Source organism: Streptomyces sp. WAC03905, assembly GCF_057371075.1.
This window is the reverse complement of record NZ_JBXYDZ010000003.1, coordinates 2,378,192-2,396,614: the sequence shown is the minus strand read 5'-3', so window position 1 is coordinate 2,396,614 and position 18,423 is coordinate 2,378,192. Positions and strand designations below refer to the sequence as shown.

At 72.9% G+C, this 18,423-nt stretch carries 13 protein-coding genes; 11 read left to right on the top strand and 2 right to left on the bottom strand.

All coding sequences use genetic code 11. From position 1 onward, the window contains the following. Window positions 1-56: 56 nt before the first annotated feature. The 6 genes from AC2RP6_RS13045 (at window position 57) to AC2RP6_RS13020 (ending at window position 6,955) form a co-directional block, all read left to right on the top strand. Window positions 57-1,205, top strand: a complete 1,149-nt coding sequence (locus tag AC2RP6_RS13045) for an ABC transporter ATP-binding protein (protein WP_486446393.1) — start codon at window positions 57-59, stop codon at window positions 1,203-1,205. Continuing rightward, a complete protein-coding gene (locus AC2RP6_RS13040) occupies window positions 1,202-2,131 on the top strand; it encodes an ABC transporter permease (protein ID WP_486446392.1) in 930 nt (309 codons plus the stop codon). The genes AC2RP6_RS13045 and AC2RP6_RS13040 overlap by 4 nt, the downstream gene beginning before the upstream one ends. Then, on the top strand, window positions 2,131-2,937 hold the full coding sequence (locus AC2RP6_RS13035) for an ABC transporter permease (RefSeq protein ID WP_486446391.1): 807 nt from the start codon (window positions 2,131-2,133) through the stop codon (window positions 2,935-2,937). Before AC2RP6_RS13040 ends, AC2RP6_RS13035 begins: the two co-directional genes overlap by 1 nt. Window positions 2,938-2,974: 37 nt before the next feature. Then, the gene (locus tag AC2RP6_RS13030; protein ID WP_486450317.1) at window positions 2,975-4,393 is read left to right on the top strand and encodes an NAD(P)/FAD-dependent oxidoreductase; all 1,419 of its coding nucleotides are present in this window, start codon (window positions 2,975-2,977) and stop codon (window positions 4,391-4,393) included. A gap of 203 nt (window positions 4,394-4,596) precedes the next feature. Next, window positions 4,597-5,061 carry a hypothetical protein gene (locus AC2RP6_RS13025; RefSeq protein WP_486446390.1) on the top strand — a complete coding sequence of 155 codons (465 nt, stop codon included), beginning with the start codon at window positions 4,597-4,599 and terminating at the stop codon, window positions 5,059-5,061. Window positions 5,062-5,146: 85 nt separating this feature from the next. Next, entirely contained in the window at window positions 5,147-6,955 is a 1,809-nt protein-coding gene (locus AC2RP6_RS13020; RefSeq protein ID WP_486446389.1) for a chitinase, read from the top strand. Here the strand turns inward: AC2RP6_RS13020 and AC2RP6_RS13015 are convergent. Both AC2RP6_RS13015 and gabT read right to left on the bottom strand, forming a co-directional pair. Beyond that, window positions 6,915-7,433 carry a phosphatase PAP2 family protein gene (locus tag AC2RP6_RS13015; protein WP_486446388.1) on the bottom strand — a complete coding sequence of 173 codons (519 nt, stop codon included), beginning with the start codon at window positions 7,431-7,433 and terminating at the stop codon, window positions 6,915-6,917. The genes AC2RP6_RS13020 and AC2RP6_RS13015 overlap by 41 nt on opposite strands. A 434-nt stretch (window positions 7,434-7,867) precedes the next feature. Continuing rightward, the gene (gabT, locus tag AC2RP6_RS13010) at window positions 7,868-9,214 is read right to left on the bottom strand and encodes a 4-aminobutyrate--2-oxoglutarate transaminase (protein WP_030651090.1); all 1,347 of its coding nucleotides are present in this window, start codon (window positions 9,212-9,214) and stop codon (window positions 7,868-7,870) included. Window positions 9,215-9,427: 213 nt separating this feature from the next. On the opposite strand from gabT, the gene AC2RP6_RS13005 reads away from it, so the two are divergent. The 5 genes from AC2RP6_RS13005 (at window position 9,428) to AC2RP6_RS12985 (ending at window position 18,408) form a co-directional block, all read left to right on the top strand. Continuing rightward, window positions 9,428-11,521, top strand: a complete 2,094-nt coding sequence (locus AC2RP6_RS13005) for an ATP-binding protein (RefSeq protein ID WP_486446387.1) — start codon at window positions 9,428-9,430, stop codon at window positions 11,519-11,521. Window positions 11,522-11,649: 128 nt separating this feature from the next. Further along, complete coding sequence (locus AC2RP6_RS13000) at window positions 11,650-13,230, top strand: PucR family transcriptional regulator (protein ID WP_486446386.1); 1,581 nt, start codon at window positions 11,650-11,652, stop codon at window positions 13,228-13,230. Window positions 13,231-13,371: 141 nt separating this feature from the next. Next, window positions 13,372-14,817 (top strand): aldehyde dehydrogenase family protein, encoded by a 1,446-nt coding sequence (locus tag AC2RP6_RS12995; protein ID WP_486446385.1) that lies wholly within the window; start codon window positions 13,372-13,374, stop codon window positions 14,815-14,817. Between the two features lie 209 nt (window positions 14,818-15,026). Further along, window positions 15,027-16,985: an acyl-CoA dehydrogenase family protein gene (locus AC2RP6_RS12990; protein WP_486446384.1), complete on the top strand. Its 1,959-nt coding sequence runs from the start codon at window positions 15,027-15,029 to the stop codon at window positions 16,983-16,985. A 94-nt stretch (window positions 16,986-17,079) separates the two neighbouring features. Beyond that, entirely contained in the window at window positions 17,080-18,408 is a 1,329-nt protein-coding gene (locus AC2RP6_RS12985) for a hypothetical protein (protein ID WP_486446383.1), read from the top strand. Window positions 18,409-18,423 lie beyond the last annotated feature (15 nt).

Genomic DNA, 18,423 nt, shown 5'->3' with positions numbered 1-18,423 from the left:
CGCACCGCGTCCGCTCCCCACTCGACCTCTTCGCCCACCCAACCCCGGGACCATCCATGACTGACAAGACCGCGGGCGGCGACGTCCGCCTCTCCGGGATCAGCAAGCACTACGGCACCTTCACCGCCGTGCACCCGCTGGACCTGACCATCCCCCAGGGCTCCTTCTTCGCCCTGCTCGGCGCCTCCGGCTGCGGCAAGACCACCACCCTGCGCATGATCGCGGGTCTGGAGGAGCCCTCCACCGGCACGGTCCACCTCGGCGACCGCGAGGTCACCGACCTCCCGCCGTACAAGCGCCCGGTCAACACGGTCTTCCAGAGCTACGCCCTCTTCCCCCACCTGAGCATCTTCGAGAACATCGCCTTCGGCCTGCGCCGCCGCGGCATCAAGTCGGTCAGGAAGCAGGTCGACGACATGCTGGACCTGGTCCAGCTCGGCCAGTTCGCCCAGCGCAAGCCGCACCAGCTCTCCGGCGGCCAGCAGCAGCGCGTCGCCGTCGCCCGCGCCCTGATCAACCATCCGCAGGTGCTGCTCCTCGACGAGCCGCTCGGCGCCCTCGACCTCAAGCTGCGCCGCCAGATGCAGCTGGAGCTCAAGCGGATCCAGACCGAGGTCGGCATCACCTTCGTGCACGTCACGCACGACCAGGAGGAGGCCATGACCATGGCCGACACGGTCGCCGTGATGAACGGCGGCCGCGTCGAACAGCTGGGCGCCCCCGCCGACCTCTACGAGAACCCGCGGACCACCTTCGTCGCCAACTTCCTCGGCACGTCCAACCTCATCGCGGCCTCCGTGGAGTCCGCCGGCTCCGACGTCGTCGTCTCCGCCTCCGGCACCACCCTGCGGCTGCCCGCCGCCCGATGTTCGACCACGCCCAGCGCCGGCGGGAAGCTGCTGGTCGGCGTGCGCCCGGAGAAGATCTCCCTGGTCCCGGCCGAGGAGGAGCACACCATAGCCACCGGCCGGAACCGGGTCACCGGCCGGATAGCCGCCTCCTCCTTCATCGGAGTCTCCACCCAGTTCGTCGTCGACAGCCCGGTCGGCCCCGAGCTGGAGGTCTACGTCCAGAACATCGAGCGCGACGGCCGCCTGGTGCCGGGCGCCGAGGTCGTCCTGCACTGGAACCCGGAGCACACCTTCGGCCTCGACGCGGACATGGACATCGACGCGGGCATCGAGACGGTCGAGGAGAGCGCGTGACCGCCACCGCCGCGCCGCCCCAGGCGCCCGCCCCCGCCGGACCCCCGGTCCACAAGCCGTCCGTGCGCAAGCGGCTGGTGCCCTACTGGCTGCTGCTCCCCGGCATCCTGTGGCTGCTGGTCTTCTTCGTCCTGCCGATGGTCTACCAGGCCTCCACCTCGGTGCAGACCGGCTCCCTCGAAGAGGGCTTCGAGGTCACCTGGCACTTCCGGACGTACTGGGACGCCTTCACCGAGTACCTGCCGCAGTTCCTGCGCTCCCTGCTGTACGCCGGAACCGCCACCGCGCTGTGCCTGCTGCTCGGGTACCCGCTGGCCTACCTGATCGCCTTCAGGGCGGGCCGCTGGCGCAACCTGCTCCTGGTCCTGGTGATCGCCCCGTTCTTCACCAGCTTCCTGATCCGCACGCTGGCCTGGAAGACGATCCTGGCCGACGGCGGCCCGGTGGTCGCCGGCCTCGACGCGATCGGCTTCCTCGACGTCACCAGCTGGCTCGGCATGACCGAGGGCGACCGGGTGCTGGCCACGCCGCTCGCGGTCGTCTGCGGCCTGACGTACAACTTCCTCCCCTTCATGATCCTGCCGCTGTACTCCTCGCTGGAGCGCATCGACACCCGCCTGCACGAGGCGGCGGGAGACCTCTACGCCCGGCCCGCCACGGTCTTCCGGAAGGTGACCTTCCCGCTCTCCATGCCGGGCGTGGTCTCCGGGACCCTGCTCACCTTCATCCCGGCGAGCGGCGACTACGTGAACGCCGAGCTGCTCGGCTCCACGGACACCCGGATGATCGGCAACGTCATCCAGTCGCAGTACCTGCGGATCCTCGACTACCCGACGGCGGCCGCGCTGTCCTTCATTCTCATGGCCATCGTGCTGATCATGGTCACCATCTACATCCGCCGAGCGGGGACGGAGGACCTGGTCTGATGCGCACCCCCCTCACCTGGCTGCGGCGCAACCTGGTCGTGATCGCGGGCCTCGCCACGCTCGCGTACATGATCCTGCCGAACGTCGTCGTCACCGTCTTCTCCTTCAACAACCCCTCCGGGCGCTTCAACTACGCCTGGCAGGAGTTCTCGCTCGACGCGTGGAAGGACCCCTGCGGCGTCGCCGACATGTGCGGCTCCCTCGGGCTCTCGCTCCAGATCGCCCTGTGGTCCACGATCGCCGCGACCGCCCTGGGCACCGCGATCGCCTTCGCGCTGGTGCGCTACCGCTTCCGGGCGCGCGGCGCGGTCAACTCGCTGATCTTCCTGCCCATGGCCATGCCGGAGATCGTGATGGCGGCCTCGCTGCTCGCGCTCTTCCTCAACATGGGCATCCAGCTCGGCTTCTGGACGATCCTGATCGCCCACATCATGTTCTGCCTCAGCTTCGTCGTCGCCGCCGTCAAGGCCCGCGTCCTGTCCATGGACCCGCGGCTGGAGGAGGCCGCCCGCGACCTCTACGCGAGCCCGGTGCAGACCTTCCTGCGGGTGACCCTGCCCATCGCGGCGCCGGGCATCGCGGCGGGCGCGCTGCTCTCCTTCGCGCTCTCGTTCGACGACTTCATCATCACCAACTTCAACTCGGGCAACACCGTCACCTTCCCCATGTTCGTCTGGGGATCGGCCCAGCGCGGTACGCCCGTGCAGATCAACGTCATCGGCACGGCGATGTTCGTCATCGCGGTGCTGGTGGTCCTCGCCGGCCAGACGGTCGGCAACCGCCGCAAGAAGGCACAACCGAAGTAGTTCCGCAGTTCCGCGGTTCCGTAGGGAGATGGAAGACATGGCCCCAGTCGCCATGCGTAGTGTTGCGACATCCCTTTCCGAAGCGAAGCCGGTCTCGTACTGGCTGGACGACCCCGGCCGGCCCGACCCGCAGCCGGCGCTCACCTCCGACGAGCGCTGCGACCTGCTGGTCATCGGCGGCGGCTACAGCGGCCTGTGGACGGCGCTCATCGCCAAGGAGCGCGACCCGGGGCGGGACGTCGTACTGATCGAGAGCAAGGAGGCGGGCTGGGCCGCCTCCGGCCGCAACGGCGGCTTCTGCGCCGCCTCCCTCACCCACGGGCTGGGCAACGGCATCGCCCGCTGGCCCGGCGAGCTGGCGAAGCTGGAGGAGCTGGGCGCCCGCAACCTCGACGCGATCGAGGAGGCAGTCGCCCGCTACGGCATCGACTGCGACTTCGAGCGGACGGGCGAGATCGACGTCGCCACCGAACCCCATCAGGTCGAGGAGCTGCGCGAACTCCACGAGGAGGCGCTCCGCCTGGGCCTGGCCGGCGGGTCCGTATGGCTCGACCGCGACGCCGTGCGCGCCGAGGTCGACTCCCCGACCTTCCTCGCGGGCCTGTGGGACCGCGACGGCGTCGCCATGCTCAACCCGGCGAAGCTCGCCTGGGGCCTCAAGCAGGCCTGCCTCGACCTCGGGGTGCGGATCTACGAGAACACCCGCGGCCTGAAGCTCGCCCCGGCCGGACGCGGGATGACCGTGGAGACCCCCTACGGCACGATCCTCGCCCGCCGGGTCGCCCTGGGCACCAACATCTTCCCGTCGCTGGTCCGCCGGATCCGCCCCTTCACCGTGCCGGTCTACGACTACGCCCTGATGAGCGAGCCGCTGGACCAGGCGCAGCTGGCCGCGATCGGCTGGAAGAACCGCCAGGGCCTGGGCGACAGCGCCAACCAGTTCCACTACTTCCGGATCACCAAGGACAACCGGATCCTGTGGGGCGGCTACGACGCGATCTACCCCTACCGCGGCAGGCTCGACTCCGAGTACGACCACCGCCCCGAGACCTACCTCCGGCTCGCGGAACACTTCTTCACCGCCTTCCCCCAGCTGGAGGGCCTGAAGTTCAGCCACGCCTGGGGCGGTGCGATCGACACCTGCTCGCGCTTCTCCGCCTTCTTCGGGACGGCGCACTCGGGCAAGGTGGCGTACGCGGCCGGCTACACCGGCCTCGGCGTGGGTGCCACCCGCTTCGGCGCGGAGGTGATGCTGGACCTGCTCGACGGGCTCTCCACCGAGCGCACCCGGCTGGAGATGGTGAGGTCCAAGCCGATGCCGTTCCCGCCGGAGCCGTTCGCCTGGACCGGGATCGCGCTCACCAAGTGGTCGCTGGCCCGCGCGGACGCCCGCGGCGGCCACCGCAACCTGTGGCTGAGGGCGATGGACAAGCTGGGCCTCGGCTTCGACAGCTGAGCCGCCCGCGCGCCCGGGCGCGCCCCGGCTTCCCGTCTCCGGGCGCGCTCCGTCTCCCCACCCCCCGCCTCCCCGGCCCGCCCGGCCGTTCGGCGTGTGACCCGGTTCACCACCACGGGGTGGCGCAACCCGCGTCATAGCCGGGCCCGACCCCGCTCTCTGCAGGTGAGAACGGCTCACCTACAGGGAACGGAGGCCGGGCGATGACGACCCCGGGGGAGAAGACTGCGGTGGAGTGGCTGGCCTCGGCGGCGCCGGATCCCGACGCCTGCCGACGGGCGTGGGAGCGCGACCCCCTCGGGGTCGCCCTCCTGCCCGCGGGACGGCTCTGGGACGTACTGGTCCTGCCGGGGGAACTGGGGCGGGCCACCCTCGACGTGCTCGCCCTGCTCACCGACCGGCCCGGCCCGGTGCTCGCCGACTTCGGTGCGTCGCGGCTGGGCTTCTTCGTGCCCGCGGGCACCACCTCCCACTGGATCGGCACAGGCGTACGGGGGGCGGGGCGCGGGGCGTGGATCGTGGTCCCGTATCCGGGCCGGGCGACCGGGGGAGTGCGGTGGGCGGTACTCCCGGACGGGGAGGGGACCCTGACGGACCCGGTCCTGCTGGAGCTGGCCATGCACGAGGCGGCCGCACGCGCGCTGGTGGGGGAGTGCCGCAACCCTTGACAAGGGGATTGGTCTGGACCATCTTGGGCGCCGCTGTTCCCCTTCCAGCAGCCTGACTCCATCCCCCCATGTCCCGGAGGCAGTTGTGCGCAGAACATGGTCCTTCCTCACGGCCGCCGCCCTCGCGGCGGCCGGCTTCCTCGCCGCGGGCCCGCCGGCCGCGGCCGCGGACGCCGACCTCGTCCGCAACGGCGGCTTCGAAGCCGGACTCGACGGCTGGAGCTGCTCGGGCGCCGGCGGAACCGCCGTCACCACACCCGTCCACGGCGGGAGTTCCGCCCTGCGGGCCACCCCGGCGGGCCAGGACAACGCCCGCTGCTCCCAGACCGTCACCGTCCGGCCGGACTCCACGTACACGCTCGGGGCCTGGGTGCAGGGGGCGTACGTCTACCTCGGCGCGAGCGGGACCGGCACCACCGACGTGTCGGCCTGGACGCAGACCCCGGGTGCCTGGAAGCAGCTGACGACCACCTTCCGCACCGGCCCGTCCACCACCTCGGTCACCGTCTACACCCACGGCTGGTACGGCCAGCCCGCCCACGTCACCGACGACGTCACCCTGGTCGGCCCGGACCCCGGAGGCCCCGGCCAGCCCCGGCCCCCGGCCGCCCCCACCGGCCTGACCGCCTCGGCGGCCTCGGCCGGCTCGGTCGTACTGTCCTGGACTGCGGTGCCCGGCGCCACGTCGTACGTCGTCCACCGCGACGGAGCCGCGCCGCTGCCGGTCGCCGCCGCCCCGGCCACCGTGACCGGCCTCGCCGCCTCCACCACCTACACCTTCCGGGTCAGCGCGGTGAACGCGGCGGGCGAGTCCCCGCAGAGCGCTCCCGTCTCCGCGACGACCACCGGCGGCGGGGGCGGAGGCGGCGGCCTCCCCGCCCACGCGCTCGTCGGCTACCTGCACACGAGCTTCGCCAACGGCTCCGGCCACGTCCGCATGGCCGACGTGCCCGCCTCCTGGGACGTCATCAACCTCGCCTTCGGCGAACCGACCTCGGTGACCTCCGGCGACATCCGGTTCCGGCTCTGCCCGGTCACGGAGTGCCCCGGCGTCGAGTCACCGGCTGAGTTCAAGGCGGCCGTCAAGGCCAAGCAGGCCGCGGGCAAGAAGGTGCTGATCTCCATCGGCGGGCAGAACGGCCAGGTCCAGCTCCCCACCACCACCGCCCGCGACACGTTCGTCTCGTCCGTCAGCAAGATCATCGACGAGTACGGGCTCGACGGCCTGGACATCGACTTCGAGGGCCACTCGCTCTCCCTGGCCACCGGGGACACCGACTTCCGCGCCCCCACCACGCCGGGCATCGTCCACCTGATCTCCGCCGTGAAGTCCCTGAAGGCCCGCTACGGCCAGGGTTTCGTCCTCACCATGGCTCCGGAGACCTTCTTCGTCCAGCTCGGGTACCAGTTCTACGGCTCCGGGCCCTGGGGCGGTCAGGACCCGCGCGCCGGCGCGTACCTCCCCGTCATCCACGCCCTGCGCGACGACCTCACCCTGCTCCACGTCCAGGACTACAACTCCGGCCCGATCATGGGCCTCGACAACCAGTACCACTCCATGGGCGGCGCCGATTTCCACATCGCCATGACCGACATGCTGCTCACCGGCTTCCCGGTGGCCGGCAACACCGGCCGTGTCTTCCCGGCCCTGCGTCCCGACCAGGTCGCGATCGGGCTGCCCGCCACCCCCAACGCGGGCAACGGCCACACTTCGCCGGCCGAGGTGACCAAGGCCCTGAACTGCCTGACGAAGAAGGCCGACTGCGGCGCCTACCAGACCCACGGCACCTGGCCCGGCCTGCGCGGCCTGATGACCTGGTCGATCAACTGGGACCGCTTCGGCGGAGGGGAATTCAGCCGGAACTTCGACGCGTACTACGGCAGGACCGCCTGACCGCCAGCAGCAGCGGCGTGCACATCAGCAGGCTGGCCAGCACGTCCAGCGGCCAGTGGAACCCCCGCAGCACCAGCCCGACGGCCGTCGCCCCCGTGAGCACCAGGGCGGCGGCCGCCGGCCACCGCCGGCCCAGGCGCGGGCGCAGCAGCAGGGCCGCGCCCGCGTACGCCACGAAGGCCGTCGCGGTGTGGCCCGAGGGGAAGTAGCCCGCGGCCCACGGCTCCAGCGGGCCGGGGCGGGCGGTCCACTCCTTCAGCGGGACGACGAGGGCGGGCACCAGGGCCATCGCGGCCACCGCGGCCGCGGCGCCGCGGCGGTTCCCGCGCAGGGCGGCGTACGCGGCGGCGAGCAGCAGCACGGGCAGTGCGACCGGGATGTTCCCGAGGTCGGAGAGGCCCTCGGTGACCGCGTCGGGGACGGTGCGCACCAGCGCGTCGCTCAGCCGGGCGTCCCAGGACAGCAGTGGGCCCCGCACCAGGACCTGCCAGGTGATCAGGGCGAAGAGGAGGATGCAGAGCGCGGAGGCGGCGATGCCGCCGGAAAGGGTGGCCGGCCGTCCCGGAACAGGGGGGATGGTTCCGGGACGGCCGCCCGGACCGGGTTGCCGGACGCCCCGGGGGGTTTGGGGCGGTCGGCTGTCCGATCGGTGAGGAGTGTGCGCGAACGCATGCCCGGCACGGTGCTGGGGAAGCCCGGTACCGGTATCGCCCCCGGTTTCCCGGGAGCGGGCTGTTTCACTCATCTGCAGAAACCGTACGGCAGTGGAAGGGGGACCGACAGCAGGAACGCGCTCCCGCCATCGGCCCCCCACAGCTTCTTCACAGCGCCCGCCCGTTACCGTCGGTACGGGTGAGGGCGCTGCGCTCGGACGTTCTAGACGTTCGAGCGGGTGGTCGTATCGACCGCGGCTCAGATCTCCGTGCCGATGGCTGCGAACGCGGCCTCGATCAGGTCCAGGCCCTCGTTCAGCAGGTGCTCGCCGATGACGATCGGCGGGAGGAAGCGGAGCACGTTGCCGTAGGTGCCGCAGGTCAGGACGAGCAGGCCCTCGGCGTGGCAGGCCTTGGCGAGCGCGCCGGCCGCCTCGGGGAACGGGGTCTTGGAGACCGGGTCCTTCACCAGCTCGATCGCGATCATGGCGCCGCGGCCGCGGATGTCGCCGATGATGTCGTACTTCTCCTGCATGGCGGTCAGACGGGCCTTCATGACGGCCTCGATCTTCTTCGCCTTGGCGTTGAGGTCGAGCTCCTTCATGGTCTCGATGGAGCCGAGCGCACCGGCGCATGCCACCGGGTTGCCGCCGTAGGTGCCGCCCAGGCCGCCCGCGTGAGCGGAGTCCATGATCTCGGCGCGGCCGGTCACGGCGGCGAGCGGCAGACCGCCCGCGATGCCCTTGGCGGTGGTGATCAGGTCGGGGACGATGCCCTCGTCCTCACACGCGAACCACTGGCCGGTGCGGCAGAAGCCGGACTGGATCTCGTCGGCGACGAAGACGATGCCGTTCTCGTTGGCGAACTTCACGATGGCCGGCAGGAAGCCCTTGGCCGGCTCGATGAAGCCGCCCTCGCCGAGGACCGGCTCGATGATGATCGCGGCGACGTTCTCGGCGCCGATCTGCTTGGTGATCTGGTCGATCGCCTGGGCGGCGGCCTCGGGGCCGCAGTTCTCGGCACCGGTGGGCCAGCGGTAGCCGTAGGCGACCGGGACGCGGTAGACCTCGGGGGCGAACGGACCGAAGCCGTGCTTGTACGGCATGTTCTTGGCGGTCAGCGCCATGGTGAGGTTCGTGCGGCCGTGGTAGCCGTGGTCGAACACGACGACGGCCTGGCGCTTGGTGTACGAACGGGCGATCTTGACGGCGTTCTCGACGGCCTCGGCGCCGGAGTTGAACAGCGCCGACTTCTTGGCGTGGTCGCCCGGGGTCAGCTCGGCGAGGGCCTCGCACACCTCGACGTAGCCCTCGTACGGGGTGACCATGAAGCAGGTGTGGGTGAAGTCGGCGAGCTGCGCGGAGGCGCGGCGCACGACGGCCTCGGCGGAGGCGCCGACGGAGGTCACGGCGATGCCGGAGCCGAAGTCGATCAGCTGGTTGCCGTCGACGTCCTCGATGATGCCGCCACCCGCGCGGGCCGTGAAGACGGGCAGCACGGAGCCCACGCCGCCGGCCACGGTCTGCAGACGGCGGGCCTGCAGCTCCTGCGACTTGGGGCCGGGGATCGCGGTGACGATCTTGCGCTCCTGCGGGACAGCGGTCATAGAGGGCTCCTGGGGGGTGTTTTCGGACGCACTTGTCTCTTTGTCCGCAGGCTAGGCCCGGGAGCGACGGTCCTGCATGCTCCGTTCGGTAGTGATCTCAGCGTGTCCTTGTCCGCGACGGCCATAGAGCTTCGTCATTCGCCCCCTTGCCCGCCCGCGGCCACTACATTGAGCGACGCAGCACCGCAGGCACGGTCAGGGGGCAGGGGTTTCATGGACACCGACGGCACGCACGAGACGCGCCCGGGCCGCACCGGGCACATTCCGAGGCCGACCGCCCCGCCCAAGCCGTCCCACGCGCCGACGGCCGGGCCGACCCTGGGGGACTGGCTGCGCCACCCGCGCTCGTCGGACGGACCGGGCGTGTGGACGTACGGGCACGTGCCGCGCGCCGCCGAGGAGCCCGAGGTCACCCCCACCCGCCAGCTCGTGAGCGGCGCCCTGATCGCACTGCTCGCCGGACTGCTGCTCTGGTCCCTGCTGTGGAACGGCTACCTCGGCGGCTTCTGGCTGTGGCCGCTCTACATGTTCACGCCCGACTCCTGGGCGGGGACCTTCCCCTCCGTGGTGGCCTCGTACGTCTGGTACGGCATCGTCGTCGGTGCCCTCGTCTTCGGCTTCGGACGGCTCGGGCGCTGGCCCGAGTTGCTGGGCCGGCTGCTGCGCGGCCGTGCGGCGCGGCTCCTGCACTCCGCCCTACCGGTCCCTGTCGACGGTGGGGGGGAGGACGATCCGCTGCGGTGGGGCGAGGTGCGGGGGGCCGGGATGGGGGACGTGGCCGATCGGCTGGAGGGGGAGGCCGGGAGCGGGCGGATGAACGACGTCGACTTCGCGCGCATCCGCCGCGCCTGGGAGTCCGTCCGCGTCGACCCCTCCCGCATGCGCGCCTTCGCCGACTCCGTCCGCGACAAGGGCGCCGGGGCCTGCGTGCACCCCTCCGGGGACCGGGACCTGCCCGTGCGGGCCGCCCGGCACGACCTGCTGGCCCGGCAGGTGCTCCTCGGCACCGTCGAGGACGGCGCCCGCAACCCGTACGCCCGCCGCGGCACCTCCCTCGCGCTCGACCCCGACGTGCTCGGCACCTCCCTGCTCGCCGTCGGCCCCTCCGGCACCGGCAAGACGCAGCGCCTGGTGCGGCCCGTCGTGGAGTCCCTCGCCCTCCAGGCGCTCGCCGGCCAGGCCGCCGTCGTCGCCGTCGGCGCGGCCGGGGCCCAGCTCGGCCCCGACGCCGCCTACGACGTCGTCGTCCGCATCGGCGACCCCGGCTCCGTCTACGACCTCGACCTCTACGGCGGGGCCACCGACCCCGACGAGGCCGCGACCCTGCTCGCCGAGGCCTTCGTCGGGGACGTCCACGGGATGGACGTACGCCGGGCGGCGACCGCCCTCGCCCAGCTGCTCGGGCCGTTCCGCGCCGCCTACGGCCGCTTCCCCGCCGTGCCCGAGCTGCGCGAGCTGCTCGACCAGGTCCCCGCCGCCTTCGACACCCTGCGCCGCGAGCTCGCCGCCGCCGAGGGCACCGCGCGCCACGCCATGCTGCGCGAGCTCGACGCCCGCACCCGCCAGCACGGGGCGCACGGCGACCCCGGCCCGGCCCTCGCCGACCGGGTGGCCCTGCTGGACCGGCCCGCCTTCGCCGGGTTCTTCGACACCACCGGCCAGGGACGGCCGTTCTCGCTGCGCGCGCTGGAACACCCCATCCGGGTCCGCGTCGACCTCCCCGAGCGGGGGCACGCCGACGCCTCCCGCATGCTGGCCCGGCTGCTGCTCGCCCAGTTCAACGCCGCCGCGGCCGCCCGCGCCGACCGCTCCCTCTTCGCCTTCCTCGCCCTCGACGACGCCTCCCGCACCCTGACCGCCGAGACCGTGCGCGGCGTCCGGCGCCTGCGCTCGGCGCACGCAGGCGTCCTGCTCACCCTGCGCACGCTGGACGACGTACCGGAGGAGCTGCGCACGCCCCTGCTCGGGGCGGTCGGCTGCCGGATGGCCTTCTCCGGGGTCACCACCTGGGACGGCAAGCGGTTCGCGGAGGCCTGGGGAACCGAATGGGTGGAGACCCGCGACGTCACCCACCGCACGGTCTTCGCCGACCAGCCGCTGACCCGGGCCGTCCACGCCTTTCGCAAGCTCGTCACCGGCAAGGCGGTCACCACCGACGCGGTGACCGTGCGGCAGGTGGAGCGGGAGCGGTGGTCCGCCTCGGACCTGGCGCACGCCGTGCCGCCCGGCCACGCCGTGCTGTCGCTGACCTCGGTCGCCGGCGAGCGCGCGGCCCCGCTGCTGGTCCGCCTGGCCGGAACGGCCTGACCCGCGCCCCGACCCGTACGAGGTGGCAGAATCGAGGGGAGTCGTTCGTACGACACGGCGAAATGCGTCGACGGCTGACGAATCTCCGCCGCCACCCCACCCCCTCCCGCTAAGGCCCCTGGTAACCGATGCCGCTGACCCTCGCCTCCCTCGTCCAGCACTCGGCGCTCAAGCTCAGCGTCCGGGCGGGGGAGGGCCGCCTGGACACCCCCGTGCGCTGGGCCCACGTCAGCGAGCTGGCCGACCCCGTCCCCTATATGGAGGGCGGCGAACTGCTCCTGATCACCGCGATGAAGCTGGACGCGGACGACCCGGAGGAGATGCGACGCTACGTACGCCGCCTCGCCGCGGCCGGGGTGGTCGGCATCGGCTTCGCGATCGGCGTCAACTACGAGGCCGTCCCCGACGCGCTGGTCGACGCCGCGCGGAGCGAGGACATGCCGCTGCTGGAGGTGCCGCGCCGGACGCCCTTCCTCGCGATCAGCAAGGCGGTCTCCGCCGCCCTCGCGGCCGACCAGTACCGGGCCGTCACTGCCGGCTTCGAGGCCCAGCGCGAACTGACGCGCGCCGCGCTGTCCGCCGACGGCCCCGCCGAACTGCTGGCGAGGCTCGCGGCGCACGTGCACGGCTGGGCGGCGCTCTACGACACCTCCGGAGCGGTCGTGGCGGCCGCCCCCGAATGGGCCGCGCGCCGCGCCGCCCGGCTGACCCCGGACGTGGAGCGGCTGCGGGAGCGTCCGGCGCCCGCGAGCGCCGTGGTCGGAGGCTCCGAGGACCGCGTCGAGCTGCAGTCCCTCGGCACCGGCCGACGGGCACGGGGCGCGCTCGCCGTCGGCACCGGCGCCCCGCTGGGCACGGCCGAGCGGTACGCCGTGCACTCCGCGGTCGCGCTGCTGACCCTCACCACCGAGCGCTCGCGCTCGCTGCACGACGCCGAGTCCCGGCTGGGGGCGGCGGTGCTGCGGATGCTGCTGGCGGGGGAACCCGAGCACGCCCGGGCGGTGGCGGGGGACCTGTACGGCTCGCTGCTGGACGCGCCGTTCCGGCTGGTCGTGGCCGAGCCGGCGCTGCCGGGGACGGCGCAGCCGGAGGGGCTGGCGCTGCTGGCCGACACCGTGGAGTCCGCCGCCGCCCGCACCGGGGAGGCACTGCTGGTGGTCCCCGAGCCGGGGCGGCTCGTGGTCCTCGCCTCCGACGCGGGCGCGGCCGTCCAGGCGTGCACGGACCACGCGGAGGCGCTGGAGGCCCGGCGCGGCCGGGACGCGGCCGGTCCCGAGCCGGACGAACTGGTGGTCGGGCTGTCCGCGCCCGCCGGACCCGGCGGCGTCGCGGCGGCCCTCAAGCAGGCCGACCAGGCCCTCGCCGTGGCGCGCCGGCGCGGCCGCCCGATGGTGGAGCACGAGGACATGGCGGCGGGCTCGGTCCTCCCGCTGCTCGCCGACGACGCGGTACGGGCCTTCGCGGACGGCACCCTGCGCGCGCTGCGGGAGCACGACGCGACGGGCCGCGGCGACCTGGTGGCCTCCCTCCAGGCCTGGCTCTCCCGCCACGGCCAGTGGGACGCCGCCGCCGCCGACCTCGGCGTGCACCGCCACACCCTGCGCTACCGGATGAAGCGGGTCGAGGAGATCCTCGGCCGCTCCCTGGAGGACCCGGACGTCCGCATGGAACTGTGGCTCGCCCTCAAGGCGACCTCCACCACCTCCTAGGTCCCGTCCGCCTGCGACAGTGACAAACCGGCGCGACCCCGACGGCAGGTACTACACCCCGGATAAACGCCGAATCCCCCGGGGAGTCCTACGGTGGAGGGGTCAGGACCCACCGCACACCACCGAAGGGCCGGGATTCGCATGACTTCCACCCACGCCTTCTGGCTCGCCGGCCGCCAGGCCACCGGCGAGGACAGCTTCGACGTCCACTCCCCGTGGGACGGCCGACTGGTCGGCACGGTCAGCGTGCCCACCGACGAGCAGGTCGAAGAGGCCGTGGCCGCGGCGTACGCCGTGACGGCGGAGTTCTCCGCGACCCCCGCCCACGTACGGGCCGCGGCCCTGGACCACGTGTCCAAGCGGCTCGTCGAGCGCACCGAGGAGATCGCCCGGCTGATCTCCGCCGAGAACGGCAAGCCCGTCAAGTGGGCCCGCGGTGAGGTCGGCCGTGCGGTGTCCGTGTTCCGCTTCGCCGCGGAAGAGGCCCGCCGCTTCAACGGCGGCGAGGCCCAGCGCCTCGACACCGACGCCGGCGGCGTCGGACGCCTCGCGCTGACCCGCCGCTTCGTCAAGGGCCCGGTCCTCGGCATCGCGCCGTTCAACTTCCCGCTGAACCTGTGCGCCCACAAGGTGGCCCCGGCCATCGCCGTCGGCGCGCCGATCATCCTCAAGCCGGCGCCGGCCACCCCGCTGTCCGGCCTGATCCTCGGCGAGCTGCTCGCCGAGACCGACCTCCCGGCCGGCTCCTGGTCGGTCCTGCCGGTCGCGAACGACAAGATGCCCGCCCTGGTCAAGGACGAGCGCCTCCCCGTCATCTCCTTCACCGGTTCCGACACCGTCGGCTACGCCATCCAGCAGTCGGTGCCCCACAAGCACTGCACCCTGGAGCTCGGCGGCAACGCCGCGGCCGTGGTCCTGGACGACTGGTCCTCCGAGGCCGACCTCGACTGGGCCGCGACCCGCATCGCGACCTTCTCGAACTACCAGGCCGGCCAGTCCTGCATTTCCGTGCAGCGCGTGATCGCCGACGCCTCCGTCTACGACCGCCTCGTCGAGAAGGTCGTCGCGAAGGTCCAGGCGCAGGTCACCGGCGACCCGAACGACGACGCCACCGACGTCGGCCCGCTGGTGTCCCAGGCCGCCGCCGAGCGCGTCGAGTCCTGGGTCGACGAGGCCGTGTCCGCCGGCGCCAAGCTGCTCACCGGCGGCAAGCGCGAGGGCGCGTCGTACGAGCCGACCGTCCTGGCGAACGTGCCCGACGGCGTCAAGCTCGCCACCGAGGAGGTCTTCGGTCCGGTCCTGACCCTGCTGCGGGTCGAGAACACCGACGAGGCCTTCGCCGCGGTGAACGACTCCAAGTTCGGCCTGCAGGCCGGCGTCTTCACGCGCGACGTCCAGACCGCGTTCCGCGCCCACCGCGAGCTCGAGGTCGGCGGCGTGATCATCGGTGACGCGCCGTCCTACCGCGCCGACCAGATGCCGTACGGCGGCGTCAAGCAGTCCGGTGTGGGCCGCGAGGGCGTCCGCTACGCGATGGACGACTACACCTACGAGCGGGTCCTGGTCCTGACCGGCCTCGACATCTGATCTCGTACGGCCGAAGAGCCGACGGCCGGAGCCCACTGTGCGGGGGCTCCGGCCGTCCCCCTTTTCCGGGCCGGGGGCGTCCCCCGCACCCGCGATTCCCCCGACTGGTCCGTCCCGGCTTTTCCCGCGGAGCCGGGCGGGGTACGACTCACAGGTAGCACCGGCCAGTAGGCCGGCGCACCGACTCCGGCGGCGAGGTGAGTCCCCGCATGTCCGCAACACAGCCCGTACAGCCCAGCGGCACACAGCCCAAGGTGACCGAGCGCGAGGCACGACAGGTCGCGGAAGCGGCCCGGGAACAGGACTGGCGCAAACCCAGTTTCGCCAAGGAGCTCTTCCTGGGACGGTTCAGGCTCGACCTGATCCATCCCCACCCGCTCCCCGCCGACGAGGACGTCCGCCGGGGCGAGGCCTTCCTGGCCCGGCTGCGCGAGTTCTGCGAGACCCGCATCGACGGCGCCCTCATCGAGCGCGAGGCGAAGATCCCCGACGAGACCGTGCGCGGGCTCAAGGAACTCGGCGCCCTCGGGATGAAGATCGACCCCAAGTACGGCGGTCTCGGTCTCACCCAGGTCTACTACAACAAGGCGCTCGCCCTCGTCGGCTCGGTCAGCCCGGCCATCGGAGCCCTGCTCTCCGCCCACCAGTCGATCGGTGTGCCCCAGCCGCTGAAGATGTTCGGCACGCAGGCGCAGAAGGACACCTACCTGCCGCGCTGCGCCACCACCGCCATCAGCGCCTTCCTGCTCACCGAACCCGACGTGGGCTCCGACCCGGCCCGACTGGCCACCACCGCCGTTCCCGACGGAGACGACGCCTACGTCCTCGACGGCGTGAAGCTGTGGACCACCAACGGGGTCGTCGCGGACCTGCTCGTGGTCATGGCCCGGGTACCGAAGTCGGAGAACCACCGCGGCGGGATCACCGCCTTCGTCGTCGAGGCCGACTCGCCGGGCATCACCGTCGAGCACCGCAACGCCTTCATGGGCCTGCGCGGCCTGGAGAACGGCGTCACCCGCTTCCACCGGGTGCGGGTCCCCGCCGACCAGCGGATCGGCGCCGAGGGGGCCGGTCTCAAGATCGCCCTCACCACGCTCAACACCGGCCGGCTGTCCCTGCCCGCCATGTGCGTCGGCGCCGGCAAGTGGTGTCTGAAGATCGCCCGCGAGTGGTCCGGCGTACGCGAGCAGTGGGGCCGGCCGGTCGCCCGGCACGAGGCGGTCGGCGCCAAGATCTCCTTCATCGCCGCCACCACCTTCGCCCTCGAAGCGGTCGTCGACCTCGCCTCCCAGATGGCCGACGAGGACCGCAACGACATCCGCATCGAGGCCGCTCTCGCCAAGCTCTACGGGTCCGAGATGGCCTGCCTGATGGCCGACGAACTGGTCCAGATCCGCGGCGGACGCGGTTTCGAGACCGCCGAGTCCCTGGCCGCCCGCGGCGAACGCGCCGTCCCCGCGGAGCAGATGCTCCGCGACCTGCGCATCAACCGGATCTTCGAGGGCTCCACCGAGATCATGCACCTGCTGATCGCCCGCGAGGCCGTCGACGCCCACCTCTCGGTGGCCGGCGACCTCATCGACCCCGAGAAGGACCTCGGCGACAAGGCCAGGGCCGGCGCCCGAGCCGCCGGGTTCTACGCCCGCTGGCTGCCCAAGCTCGCCACCGGCCCCGGCCACGTCCCCGGCAGCTACCGGGCCTTCCACCCCGGCGGCCACCCCGACCTCGCCACCCACCTTCGCTACGTCGAGCGCAGCGCCCGCAAACTCGCCCGGTCCACCTTCTACGCCATGTCCCGCTGGCAGGGCCGCATGGAGACCAAGCAGGGCTTCCTCGGCCGGATCGTCGACATCGGCGCCGAACTCTTCGCGATGAGCGCGGCCTGCGTCCGCGCCGAGCACCTGCGCGCCTCCGGAGAGCACGGCCGCGAGGCCTACCAGCTCGCCGACGCCTTCTGCGAGCAGTCCCGGCTGCGCGTCGAGGAACTCTTCGGCCGGCTCTGGTCCAACACCGACGACCTCGACCGCAAGGTGGTCGCCGGCGTCCTGTCCGGGACCTACGCCTGGCTGGAGGAGGGCGTCCTGGACCCGTCGGGCGACGGCCCCTGGATCGCCGACGCCGCCCCCGGCGCCTCGACCCGCAAAAACGTGCACCGCCCCATCCGCTGACCTGCGATCATCGCCGCACGTCGGACAGACGTACGAAGATGAGTGCGCGTACGGAACCGGTACGCGCACGAGCACAGCACGAGGCGGACGAACCATGCCGACGGCCGAGCAGGACCGCACCAGCAGACGGCTGGCCTGGTGCGTGGCGCACCTGCTGCGCCACGCACCGGACCACGTCGTCGTCGACATGACCCGCCGGCTCGACCGGCCGGCCCGCAAGTACCTCTGCCGGGACGAATGGCTGGCGGCCTCCACCGTCACCCTGCTGCTGCGCCACGGGGACGCGGCCGACCGGGGCTACATCGCCCGCAACCCCCGCGTCGTGGGGCGGCCCCTGCCCGGCCTGCCCGGCCCCGCCCGCTACGCCCGCCGCCGCACGCCCCCCGAACTCCTGCCCGTGCTCCGCGCCGAACTCGGCCGCGACCCCGGCGCGCACCCCCTCACCACCGCCGAGCTGCTCGGTCTGCTGCGGCGCCACGGCCGGCGCGGACCGCGGGTCCCCCTGGACGTCCTGGCACTGCCCCACGAGGCCGATCCGCGCCGGCTGCTCGCCGAGCACGTCCGCCGGCCGCTGCCCGCCGGATCCGTCGAGGCCCTGCTGCTCGCCGCCGACCTGCCGCGGGAGACCGTCGTCGGACTGCTCGCCACCACCCCGGCGGCGGCCGACGCCCGGTCCTGGCACCGGCCCGCCGTCCGCGCCGTCCGCATGGGCCGGCTCACGCACGAGGAACTCGTCACCCACCTCGCCCCCGCCCGGCACACCCTGCTCCTCGGCCACCTCCCCGCCCGCCGCGCCCTGCGCTGGACCCTGCCCGAACAGGCCGGCATGCAGACCGCCGTGATGCGGGCCCTGCGCCCGCTGGGGGACGACCCGAGGCTCTGGGCGGAGCTGCTGCGGCACGCCCCCGCCCACCGCGGGCCGCTGCCCGCCCTGGTGGCGGGCGTCGTCGACGGGACCCTGACCGCACCGGACGGTGCCAGGGAGGCGGACCCCGAGCTCGCCCGGGCCGTGCGCCACCTGGCCCCGCCCGCCGCCGAGCCCACCGGCGACGTCGAGCGCGAACTGGCCCTCGCGAGCCTCGCCGTGCCCATGGAGAGCGTCGAGGAGGACGTCCGCTGGGTGCGCGGCTGCCTCGACCGCGGCCTGCTCACCGGCATCGACGTCATCCGGCACAAGCTGCCGGCCTGCTGGGCCCTCGACGAGGACCACTGGCTCGGCGACGTGGACCACCCCGACCGCCACGACCACGCGGACGCCGTCCTCGCCGCCCACGCGGAGGCGTACCGGCTGCTCACCGTGGCCCTCGGCGAGGACCCGGAGGCGTGGTGGCGGACCGCCCGCACGCTCCCCGACTTCGCCGGGACGCTCCCGCACCTGCTCCTGAGGGTCACGGATGGGGGCTCCGTGTCGGGCCGCCCCTGACTTGCGGCAACAATG

Coding starts and splice junctions, on each gene's coding strand:
- AC2RP6_RS13045 (WP_486446393.1), top strand. CDS start 57: ATGACTGACAAGACCGCGGGCGGCGACGTCCGCCTCTCCGGGATCAGC.
- AC2RP6_RS13035 (WP_486446391.1), top strand. CDS start 2,131: ATGCGCACCCCCCTCACCTGGCTGCGGCGCAACCTGGTCGTGATCGCG.
- AC2RP6_RS13030 (WP_486450317.1), top strand. CDS start 2,975: ATGGCCCCAGTCGCCATGCGTAGTGTTGCGACATCCCTTTCCGAAGCG.
- AC2RP6_RS13025 (WP_486446390.1), top strand. CDS start 4,597: ATGACGACCCCGGGGGAGAAGACTGCGGTGGAGTGGCTGGCCTCGGCG.
- gabT (WP_030651090.1), bottom strand. CDS start 9,214: ATGACCGCTGTCCCGCAGGAGCGCAAGATCGTCACCGCGATCCCCGGC.
- AC2RP6_RS13005 (WP_486446387.1), top strand. CDS start 9,428: ATGGACACCGACGGCACGCACGAGACGCGCCCGGGCCGCACCGGGCAC.
- AC2RP6_RS13000 (WP_486446386.1), top strand. CDS start 11,650: ATGCCGCTGACCCTCGCCTCCCTCGTCCAGCACTCGGCGCTCAAGCTC.
- AC2RP6_RS12995 (WP_486446385.1), top strand. CDS start 13,372: ATGACTTCCACCCACGCCTTCTGGCTCGCCGGCCGCCAGGCCACCGGC.
- AC2RP6_RS12990 (WP_486446384.1), top strand. CDS start 15,027: ATGTCCGCAACACAGCCCGTACAGCCCAGCGGCACACAGCCCAAGGTG.
- AC2RP6_RS12985 (WP_486446383.1), top strand. CDS start 17,080: ATGCCGACGGCCGAGCAGGACCGCACCAGCAGACGGCTGGCCTGGTGC.